The sequence below is a fragment of the Wolbachia endosymbiont of Drosophila barbarae genome (genome assembly GCF_044752445.1).
Lineage (GTDB): Bacteria > Pseudomonadota > Alphaproteobacteria > Rickettsiales > Anaplasmataceae > Wolbachia > Wolbachia pipientis.
This window is the reverse complement of sequence record NZ_JBIXJM010000165.1, coordinates 1-10,302: the sequence shown is the minus strand read 5'-3', so window position 1 is coordinate 10,302 and position 10,302 is coordinate 1. Positions and strand designations below refer to the sequence as shown.

Annotated in this window: 9 protein-coding genes and 3 tRNA genes; 7 read left to right on the top strand and 5 right to left on the bottom strand. The window is 36.3% G+C overall.

What is annotated here, in order from left to right; genetic code table 11:
• Positions 1-92 precede the first annotated feature (92 nt).
• From ACIPNH_RS03225 to mnmE, 3 genes are all read right to left on the bottom strand, one after another.
• On the bottom strand, positions 93-1,109 hold the full coding sequence (locus tag ACIPNH_RS03225; RefSeq protein ID WP_400771695.1) for an NAD(P)/FAD-dependent oxidoreductase: 1,017 nt from the start codon (positions 1,107-1,109) through the stop codon (positions 93-95).
• A 168-nt stretch (positions 1,110-1,277) separates the two neighbouring features.
• A tRNA-Ser gene (locus tag ACIPNH_RS03220) sits at positions 1,278-1,365 on the bottom strand.
• Between the two features lie 47 nt (positions 1,366-1,412).
• Entirely contained in the window at positions 1,413-2,741 is a 1,329-nt protein-coding gene (gene mnmE / locus ACIPNH_RS03215; protein ID WP_155969046.1) for a tRNA uridine-5-carboxymethylaminomethyl(34) synthesis GTPase MnmE, read from the bottom strand.
• Between the two features lie 131 nt (positions 2,742-2,872).
• Between mnmE and nuoI the strand changes: the two genes are divergently transcribed.
• From nuoI to infC, 4 genes are all read left to right on the top strand, one after another.
• Positions 2,873-3,355 (top strand): NADH-quinone oxidoreductase subunit NuoI, encoded by a 483-nt coding sequence (gene nuoI / locus ACIPNH_RS03210; RefSeq protein WP_400771697.1) that lies wholly within the window; start codon positions 2,873-2,875, stop codon positions 3,353-3,355.
• Positions 3,356-3,470: 115 nt separating this feature from the next.
• Complete coding sequence (locus tag ACIPNH_RS03205) at positions 3,471-3,758, top strand: hypothetical protein (RefSeq protein ID WP_264723880.1); 288 nt, start codon at positions 3,471-3,473, stop codon at positions 3,756-3,758.
• A complete protein-coding gene (gene thrS, locus ACIPNH_RS03200; RefSeq protein WP_265024481.1) occupies positions 3,751-5,652 on the top strand; it encodes a threonine--tRNA ligase in 1,902 nt (633 codons plus the stop codon). Before ACIPNH_RS03205 ends, thrS begins: the two co-directional genes overlap by 8 nt.
• 12 nt (positions 5,653-5,664) lie before the next feature.
• The gene (infC, locus tag ACIPNH_RS03195; RefSeq protein WP_065094376.1) at positions 5,665-6,183 is read left to right on the top strand and encodes a translation initiation factor IF-3; all 519 of its coding nucleotides are present in this window, start codon (positions 5,665-5,667) and stop codon (positions 6,181-6,183) included.
• A gap of 28 nt (positions 6,184-6,211) precedes the next feature.
• On the opposite strand, the gene nuoF is transcribed toward infC, so the two are convergent.
• Together nuoF and ACIPNH_RS03185 are read right to left on the bottom strand one after the other, a co-directional pair.
• Positions 6,212-7,465, bottom strand: coding sequence for an NADH-quinone oxidoreductase subunit NuoF (gene nuoF, locus ACIPNH_RS03190; RefSeq protein ID WP_155969053.1), 1,254 nt, complete (start codon positions 7,463-7,465; stop codon positions 6,212-6,214).
• A 19-nt stretch (positions 7,466-7,484) separates the two neighbouring features.
• Positions 7,485-7,557, bottom strand: a tRNA-Lys gene (locus ACIPNH_RS03185).
• A 320-nt stretch (positions 7,558-7,877) separates the two neighbouring features.
• Here ACIPNH_RS03185 and ACIPNH_RS03180 point away from each other — a divergent pair.
• The 3 genes from ACIPNH_RS03180 (at position 7,878) to ACIPNH_RS03170 (ending at position 10,069) form a co-directional block, all read left to right on the top strand.
• Positions 7,878-7,953, top strand: a tRNA-Ala gene (locus ACIPNH_RS03180).
• A gap of 212 nt (positions 7,954-8,165) precedes the next feature.
• Positions 8,166-9,692, top strand: a complete 1,527-nt coding sequence (locus ACIPNH_RS03175) for a magnesium transporter MgtE N-terminal domain-containing protein (protein ID WP_264723877.1) — start codon at positions 8,166-8,168, stop codon at positions 9,690-9,692.
• 62 nt (positions 9,693-9,754) lie between these two features.
• On the top strand, positions 9,755-10,069 hold the full coding sequence (locus ACIPNH_RS03170; protein WP_264723876.1) for a hypothetical protein: 315 nt from the start codon (positions 9,755-9,757) through the stop codon (positions 10,067-10,069).
• The last annotated feature ends 233 nt before the right edge of the window (positions 10,070-10,302 follow it).

Sequence of the window (10,302 nt, the reverse complement as noted above, 5' to 3'; positions counted from 1 at the left end):
ATACATTAAGTAATCCTTACCTTTTAATCTGCAGATTGGCGAAAGCAAATACAATAGCTTCAGTTTCATGATAAGGGAGCTGGCGAGGTTTGTCAAGGAAGTTTTTCTTTCCCGTGAATTCCCTTTGAAGTTGAATATTGAAAATTGACTGGAGAGTTGTGGATTACTTTGTATATGTCATAACAAGCCATGGCGCTCTCAGCAAAACCATTTAGTATTAATTTTAGTTTGCCTGAATAAATAGCTATATCTCCGATTGCATATATCCTATCTCTACTGGTTTTAAGTGTAGCTGGGTCGACAACTATGCGGCTATGTTCTAACTGTATACCCCAATTGTTTGTTGGACCAAGATTCATTGACAATCCAAAAAATGGCAGCAAAAAATCAGCGGATATTTCTTTTTCTTCCTTAGAGGCAATGTTTTTTACTATCACTGTGCTCAATTGCCCATTACCTCCTGCTAGTTCGTGTAATTGATATGGCACTACCAGTTCTATTTTTCCATCAATTTCAAGTGATTCTAATTTATTTCTAGTTTCAGGAGTGCAGCGAAATTCCTTTCTTCTATGTATCACATAAATTTTCTTCACAACTTTAGAAAGTTCTACAGTCCAATCAGCTGCAGAATCACCCCCCCCTGCAATAACTACAGTTTTATCCTGAAAATCAGAAATTTTATTTACACTGTAAAATACAGATTTATTTTCATATTCTAATATACCACTTAAGGGTGGACGGTTAGGTTCAAACATTCCATTACCTGCAGCAACAATAACAGCCTTACATTTTACCTCTGTACCTATGCTCGTTATGATAGTAAAGTTTTCATCTTCGTTATTTGAAATCTTTTCTACTTTTTGACTTAAATGGTAAATAGGCTTAAATGGCGAAGCTTGCTCTATTAGCTGCTCAATTAATTTTTGGGCAGTAATTACAGGATAACCAGGTATATCGTATATTGGCTTTTCTGGGTAAAGAGCTGTGCATTGTCCTCCTGCTTGATCCAAAACATCTATTATATGACATCTCATATCAAGCATTCCCGCTTGAAAAGCAGTGAATATTCCAACAGGTCCTGCACCTATTATTACTATATCGGTTTTCATATTCAGATGGTGATCTATTTATAGATATTAGCTTTCTTTGCTAACAAGGTCAATTTACAAAGGGATGTATTTTTAAAAGATGTGGCTAGATTAGACAAGATTTCCAGCGTTATGAACCACATAGTCCAAATAAGCTCTAAAAATCAGCTAGCATAGCGAGATGCTGTGCGGACGGAATGGGATTCGAACCCATGGTACGCTCATCACGTACGTCAGTTTTCAAGACTGGTGCCTTAAACCGCTCGGCCATCCGTCCATTTCTTTTCTATCACAACATTTGATTTTAAGCAATCTATAAAAGCTTTACTTGCCCACGCAAAAGTTGCTAAATATACTGTCCAATATTTCCTCAACATCAATAATTCCAATCACCGCACCAAGTTCAAATGCAGCAAGCCTCAAATCTTCAGATATCAACTCAATTGGATTATCGATATTAAAACGTTGTAAATGTTCCAGTGCTTTCTTCATGTGATTCCTATGTCTTTGCCGAGTGATTACAGGAGTGTCTCTATCATGCCCAAATTTTTCCTCTGCCTTCTCTTTTATGAGAGAGATCAATTTGTTTGTACCTATTCCCTTTAAAATAGAAATAGGTAGAAAATCTATGCCATTAATTTTTATATTGTGATTATTGATAACATCGTCAGCTTTGCTCAATACATAAATAGTATCGCTATTTACAACGTTGCAATTGATATTATGACGCTGTTCAAAAGGAAATAGTTCTATTCTTAAATCAGCTTCAAAAGACCTCTTTTTCGCTCGACTTATACCTTCTGATTCTATTGGATCTGAACTCTCACGAATTCCAGCAGTATCAGAGAGAATGATTGGGTATTCGCCAATGTCAATATGAGCTTCAAGTATATCTCTTGTTGTGCCTGCATATTCAGAAACAATAGCAATATCACGCTTGGCTAAGAAATTAAACAGAGTTGATTTACCGACATTTGGTTCACCAGTTATTACAATATGTAAACCCTCACGCAACCTTTCGCCCCGTCTATTATCATTTAAATGCTCTTGTATCAATCGCACGAGAGATTGCACTTCATTATTAATTTTTTCCAACTCACTTTTTTCTGCCCAAATGTCCTCTGGAAAGTCTATATATGCTTCGATTTTGGATTGTATCGTTATCAATCTTTGCCTCCAATTGCTGTATAGTCTCTCCAATTCTCCTGATATCTGCTTAATCGCTTGTTTAGCTTGCATTTTCGTCTCAGCGTCAATTAAGTCTGCAATTCCTTCTATTTGAGTTAAGTCAAATTTACCATTTAGAAAAGCCCTAAGTGAGAATTCTCCAGGCCTGGCCATAACGAAAATTTTTGATAATTCCTCCAAGATGATTTTTATGACTGCCTTACTTCCATGCACTTGTAACTCTATAACATTCTCGCCAGTGAAACTGTTTGGAGCAGGGAAATAGATGATTATTCCATTATCTATCAATTGATTGAAATCATCATATAGATCAACTAAAGTAGCAAATCTTGGTTTAATTTCTTTCTTAATATGAAAATGATTTAAAGCTTTAAGCGCATAGTTGCCTGAAATTCTAATTACTGCAACTCCTGACTTACCAAATACGGTCGATAAAGCGAAAATAGTTTCATTTGTGTTTGTCATTATTTATATAAACTACTTAGCAATATTACACTTAAGAAACCAAAATACCTAAAAAGTCACCCAGGTGAAAATATTTATTTTGAAAACTGATAATATGATTTATAATGACTGACACAAGTTTTAAATATTTTATGCTCAAGAAATTAGCTTGGTACTGGTCTTTTGTAGAGTTAATTAAAGGGTTTGTTATTACATTAAAATATATGTTTAAGCCAAAGGTTACTTTGAGGTATCCTATGGAGAAGGGCCCTTTAAGTCCAAGGTTTCGTGGTGAGCATGCGTTGCGTAGGTATCCAAACGGTGAAGAACGATGCATAGCTTGTAAATTATGCGAAGTTATCTGCCCTGCTCAAGCAATAGTTATTGAAGCAGAGGAAAGAGAAGACGGTAGTCGCCGCACTACGCGCTATGATATTGATATGACAAAATGCATATACTGCGGACTTTGCCAAAAGGCATGTCCAGTTGATGCAATTGTGGAGGGTCCTAACTTTGAATTTGCTACTGAAACGAGAGAGGAGCTAATGTACAATAAAGAAAAGTTATTGCGTAATGGTGAAATTTGGGAAGACGCAATTGCACTCAGGTTAAAAAAGAATAGACCTTATTATTAATGTTCAGAGCTTATAACCCTGTTATCCATTATGATTTAGGGGCAGTGCCCACTAGGGGTGGTGTCATCCAAGTAGCTGATACACAACTGTACGAACATTTGTTTGCGAGGGCAGTATGTTAAATGTTATGGCCTGTTTTGCCTCAAACACAAAGGTGTCATCCCAGTGCTTGACACTGGGATCCAGTAAAATTGATTGTGAACAAGCACACTATACAACATTTTCAATGAAATTACAAAAAAGCTGGATTCCAGTGTCAAGCACTGGAATGACACCATTTGCTGTGCAATTTACCTTCGAAAATGAATGTTCGTATGGCTATGTGCGTGACACTGGGATGACACCGTTGGAAGAAGCAAACCGCCTTCAAGCTACATGTCCGTATAGGTTTATTTATGGTTAGGATTACTTTCTCAACCGAACAAAAAGTAAAAGAATACAGTGGTAAAATTACTGGTTTTGATATACTACAGCCGAATGTTTTAAAGGAAGCAGTTGCATTGAAAGTAAATGGTGAGTTATATGATCTCTCACGTGAAATTGAATCTGATACAGAGATAGAGGTAATACAACTGAGTGACGAAGCGGGTTTAGATATAATAAGGCATGATGCTGCTCATATAATGGCGCAGGCAGTGAAAGAGCTATTTCCTAATACTCAGATTACTATCGGCCCAACAATTCAGGACGGTTTTTACTATGATTTTGCTACAGATCGTACCTTCACTACGGACGATCTTACCGCAATAGAAAAGAAAATGAAAGAGATTGTAAAAAGTAACCACAGATTTGTTCGAGAAGTTTGGACTCGCAAGCAGTCAGTTGATTTCTTTAGTGGTATAGGCGAAAAATATAAGGTTGATATTATCTCATCCATACCAGAGGGTGAAAACCTAACTGTTTATAGGCAAGGTGATTTTGTTGACCTATGCCGTGGTCCGCACTCACCATCAACCGGTAGAGTTAAAGCGTTTAAACTTATGAAAGTAGCGGGTGCATACTGGCGAGGTGATGCAAAGGGCCCAATGTTGCAGCGAATATATGGCACAGCATGGAGAAATAAGGATGAATTAAACGCTTATCTTGAGTGCCTCAAAGAAGCAGAGAAACGTGATCACCGCAAAATTGCCAAGGATATGGATTTATTTCACATCCAAGAGGAAGCTGTTGGGCAGGTTTTTTGGCATGAACAAGGATATATTCTATATAATGTTCTTGAGTCTTACATCAGAAAGAAGCTAATAAATAATGGCTATTTTGAGGTAAAAACTCCTATTTTAGTAAGTAAAGAGCTGTGGGAAAGATCTGGACATTGGGATAAGTTTCGTGAAAATATGTTTATTGTTGACGAATCTGAGAATAAAAAGTTAGCAATAAAACCCATGAATTGTCCTTGTCATGTGCAGATTTTTAATTCTCACACCAGGAGCTACCGTGATTTACCAATACGTATGGCAGAGTTTGGCACATGCCATAGAAATGAAAGCTCAGGCTCATTGCACGGACTGATGCGAGTGCGTGGTTTTACGCAAGACGATGCACACATTTTTTGTATGGAAGAACAAGTGAATTCTGAAACTATAAAGTTTTGTGACCTTTTAAAAGAAGTATATTCAGAGCTTGGATTTAATGAAATTTCTGTGAAATTTTCAGACCGTCCAGATATTAGAGCAGGTAACGATGAAGTGTGGGATAGAGCTGAAAAAGCGCTGCTTGAAGCCGTTAAAGAAGCGGGCTTGAGTTATGAACTGAGCCCTGGTGAAGGTGCATTTTATGGTCCAAAGCTAGAGTTTGTTTTGAAAGATGCAATAGGCAGAAGCTGGCAATGTGGAACATTGCAAGTTGATTTCATTTTACCAGAACGTCTGGGAGCTTTTTATATAGGGGCAGATGGGCACAAGCATCACCCTGTCATGTTACATAGGGCAATTCTTGGGACTTTTGAGCGTTTTATTGGAATTTTGATAGAAAATTACGCAGGAAAATTTCCAGTTTGGCTTGCTCCAACGCAACTTGCTATTCTAACCATTACAAATGAGGCTGACGGTTATGCCACAGAAATCAGCAATGTCTTAAAAGAACAAGGTGTGAGAGTCAAGACTGATTTGACCAATGAAAAAATTAGTTATAAGATACGTTTGCATAGTCTAAACAAGGTTCTTATATTGTGGATTGTAGGCAAAAATGAAGTTACAAGTAAAACTGTGTCAGTGAGAAATTTAGGATCGGAAAGACAGGAGTCTTTTTCTTTGGAGAAGGCTATTGAATTGTTGTTAAAAAGTATTAATTTGAATTAAGGGAGTTAAAGTTTGCAAGTTAAAAAGAACAATAAAAACAGAATTAATGGATTCATCACAGCTAAGGAGGTACGCTTAGTTGATCATAGTGGTGAAATGGTCGGAATCGTGCTAATAGAACGAGCTTTGGAGCTTGCACAGGGTGTTGGTTTAGACTTGGTAGAAATTGCACCTGATTCAACCCCTCCAGTATGTAAAATTCTGGATTATAGCAAACAAAAGTATGATATAAAAAAGAAAGCAAGTGAAGCAAAAAAGAAACAAAAAACATTAACTATAAAAGAAATTAAACTGGGTCCCAATATTGGTGATCACGATTACGGAACAAAATTGCGTCAAGCAAGAGACTTACTTGCCCACGGACATAAAATTAAAGTCACAATGAGATTTAGAGGGAGAGAGCTTATAAACACTGAAGTTGGACTGGAAAAATTAGAACGGCTAATTCGAGACACTGAAGATATCGCAAAGGTAGAATTGGCACCTAAAAGAGAAGGGAATCAATATTTTTTAGCTCTGGTTGCTAAGTAGCAAAACGGCTTAAGAAGTATAAGTAAAGTTAAATTATCGCTCTCTCTTTGATAACATGGCGAAAATGTCTTATTAATCCTTGAATCGGCCAAGCTGCAGCATCGCCAAGTGCGCAAATTGTATGTCCTTCTATTTGAGTTGTAAGGTCAAGCAGCTTATCTATTTCATCAGGCTTAATATCTCCTGCCACCATCCTCTTCATAATCCTCCACATCCATCCAGTACCTTCACGGCATGGTGTGCATTGTCCACAGGACTCATGCATATAAAAGTGTGATAACCTCTCTATTGCAGCTATTATATCAGTTGATTTATTCATCACTATTACAGCAGCAGTACCAAGCCCTGATTGTGCAGTTCTTAATGAATCAAAATCCATTTCAATAGTATCACATATAGATTTTGGAATTAATGGCACTGAAGACCCACCAGGTATTACAGCAAGTAAATTATCCCAACCTCCTCGCACTCCACCTGCGTATTTTTCAATTAATTCACGTAATGGAATTCCGAGCTCTTCTTCAACATTACACGGGTTGTTTACGTGCCCTGAAATACAAAAGACCTTGGTACCAGTATTATTTGGTTTACCAAGAGATGCAAACCATTCTCCTCCGCGATTCAGAATATCTGGAACCATGGCTATAGTTTCAACGTTGTTTATTGTAGTTGGGCAGCCAAAAAGTCCAACACCTGCAGGAAATGGAGGTTTCATGCGAGGAAAGCCCTTTTTTCCTTCAATTGATTCAAGTTGAGCTGTTTCTTCTCCACATATGTAAGCTCCTGCACCCCTATGGATAAACACATCAAGATCATAACCTGATTTGCAGGCATTTTTTCCAATTAAGTTTTCTTTATAGGCTTCCTCAAGTGCCTTTTTTAGAACTAAATATTCATTATAAAATTCACCCCTGATATAAATATATGCAACTGATGCGCTGATCGCTCTGCTGGCCAGGAGAATTCCCTCAAGTAACTTATGTGGCTCATATCGCAATATATCTCTATCTTTACATGTACCAGGTTCTGACTCATCTGCATTGACTACTAAATATGCTTTTGGGAGATTTTTGGGCATAAAGCTCCACTTAAGGCCGGTGGAAAATCCTGCACCCCCTCGACCTCTCAAACCAGATTTCTTTACTTCATCAATGATTTTTTCTGATCCTAAATCCAGTAATTCCTTTGTTTTTTGCCAGCTACCACGTTTTTTTGCACCCTCAAGTAGTGGAGTTTCTTTACCATTTAGGTTGGTGAATATTTTGTCTTGTTCTTTTAGCATGTTTTTCAAAATTTGTGAGTGATCCCGACGCGATTCGAACGCGTGACCCACTGATTAAAAGTCAGTTGCTCTACCGGCTGAGCTACGGGATCATTTCATTTTTCAGCTATACTCAATAGTAATATAGTTTTTATCCGTTTTAATCAAACTAAAATTTTCATGTGTGGTTAAATAAATTATATAATATACTGTGTTAGTGATAATTTAGTTAAAAAATTTTTAAAGGAAAACTTCTTGTTAATTTTCAGTTCACAGATTTATTTGGATGGTGTGACGTATAACGCTAAGGAGACAAAAAAATAGAGAAGTGTGTACACCCTGCAGAATTTGTACACTATTTAGCAATAGCCTAATAGATAAATATTTCTTGCATTTCAGCCTGAGTGATTTATGCTTTAAGCAAGAATTACCTGGGGGTATAGCTCAGCTGGTAGAGCATCTGTTTTGCACGCAGAAGGTCAGCGGTTCGATCCCGCTTGCCTCCACCAGTCTATACAGCTCTAGCCGCCACAAAACCTGTCAAAGCAGCTTATTTTAATCTATGAGGATTTTATACTATTTCCCTGAAAATCTCTATTTCTTTTCGTAACTTTTCTCTACACAAGTAATGTTGGTTATTACAATTGTAATATATACTAACTTAACAATAAATTAATCAATAAATGTTAGAATACTAACAATTAATTTATTGGTAACGCCTATGAGTGGAAAAAAGCATGTTTTTAAGATGATACCTGGAAAAGAGGTGTTTAGAAAAACCCCGACTACAAGGATAAAGTGGCCTGAAGGTAATGATCCTACAATGCCTATTAAAAAAGTTGAGCTTGTATCGCTGGATGATAAAAACGATGTAGTACTAGGCTTATTGCCTATAAAACTTTGCAGCAGTTCTTGCCTAGACAGTTACATATGTCTGGAGGAAGAAAATGAAGGAAATCTGGTAGCCAAAGATTATAAAAGTGATTCTAACTTAGATTATGTAAAAAGTAACCATACATTTGTATATTACGGTAATGAGTTGGCTAAGTTATCATATACAAGAGAGCTTGTGCAGCCTTTCAAAACTATGTGTAGCAGTTCTATTAAATCAAAAAAATTGGAATACAAATATGTAACATGGGAAGATTCAGATACTGGCAACAATAAATATTATTTTTCAGACGAGGCAGGAAATATAATCGATTCACCTGACAATGAGGTATTACAAGACATTATGTTATACTACGGTGAGAGACATATAAGAGATGTGCTACTGTTGCTATCAAACGCGTTTACTAAAGTTTTTATTCAGGGCCTAACAGACGATCAACTAAAAACTCTTACCAATACTCTTAGTAACGAGCAACTGCAAAAAATAATTCCTGAACTGAGCTCAAGCCAACTACAGACCTTAGCAAAGAACTTAACAGATGAACAACTCCAAGCTTTAGTGGATCATCTAACCAATCACCAATTACAAACTCTTGCTCAGGAACTAAATCCAGAAAAGTTACAAATAATTGTTCCTATTTTAAATGATGCTCAGCTTGAAGCTCTAGTTAGAGACTTAAATCCAGAGCAAGTAAAAGAAATTTTACCTCACTTAAAAGTGGATCAGTTCAAAGCACTTATTAAAACTTTAAATGACGAGCAATTTACAGTGCTTGCAAAAGACTTGGCTGAGCACCACTTGACAATACTCTCCAAAGAATTAGAAGGTGATCAGTTGAAAGCTTTAGTAAATAGTCTGCAAGAAGAACAACTGAAAGACTTAGTTAATAAGCTTGATCATGAGAAACTCGAAGCAATTGCTCAGGATTTAACTGATTCTAATAAGATTCAGATTATCATTAAGTCTTTAGTTGATAATCCAGAAAAACTTCAAGCTTTTGCTCGCAATATGTCTAATGAGCAGTTTAAAGAACTTTTGGATAACGTAGGTGCAGAAGAGCTTAAAGACATCATTCACAAACTGCCTTATGAGAAAGTGACAGCTGTGATTGGTGATCTTGGCAATCAAGATCAGTCTAAAGCTATTATTGATGCGTTAAAAGAGAAGTTTGATGAACAAAACAAGAAACAAGAGGAAATGAAAGAAAAACTTGAAGAACTTAAGGAATTGCTGGAAGGTGATGATATAGTTAACCCCAATCAATTTAGCTATCAACATTCTTCTGTAGTAAATGAAGAGTATTACCTTAACAGTAATGATGCTTATACTGTTCAGGATTACTCCATATCTGTTTAGCAGATTACAGAAGATAATGAATAACATTATTTTTAATATTATTATTTAAGGAGTTAATAAATATGAGTAATTCAACAGAAGATAAAAAATTTAATGTGGAGTTAATTGAGGCACCACTAAAAGAGATAGAAGGAAAGACAGGGATGGTAAAAGTTTCCACATTTGTAGAATCAGTCAATCCCATAATAAGACATATCAATAACGTAGTAAGCAAAACCACACAGCATTTATCTACAATAAAGAAGGAAATTGGTGATGAAGATTCAGGTTTAATTGAGAAAATCGATAAATTGAGAGAAGAAGTAGATTCATTCACGGATTCTGACATAATAAACCCCAACACCTTTTTTTCTCCAGAGTTAAATCCACTAGGATAGAAAATAGCTAATAATTAGCAAAAATAAGAAAAAGTAATAGCCCACTGGGCTATTACTTTTTTCACATATCATTTCAATGTAGCTGAGTTGATTTTGAAAATTATAATTTTTTATAGGAGTTAATATGAGTGATTACAGTATGAAGGCAACAGGAAAAGACTTTGAATTATAGCATTTCTCATAATAGTCCGAACAGGTCATAGGAAGGCAGAATCAACAGCACGACGAAAGGA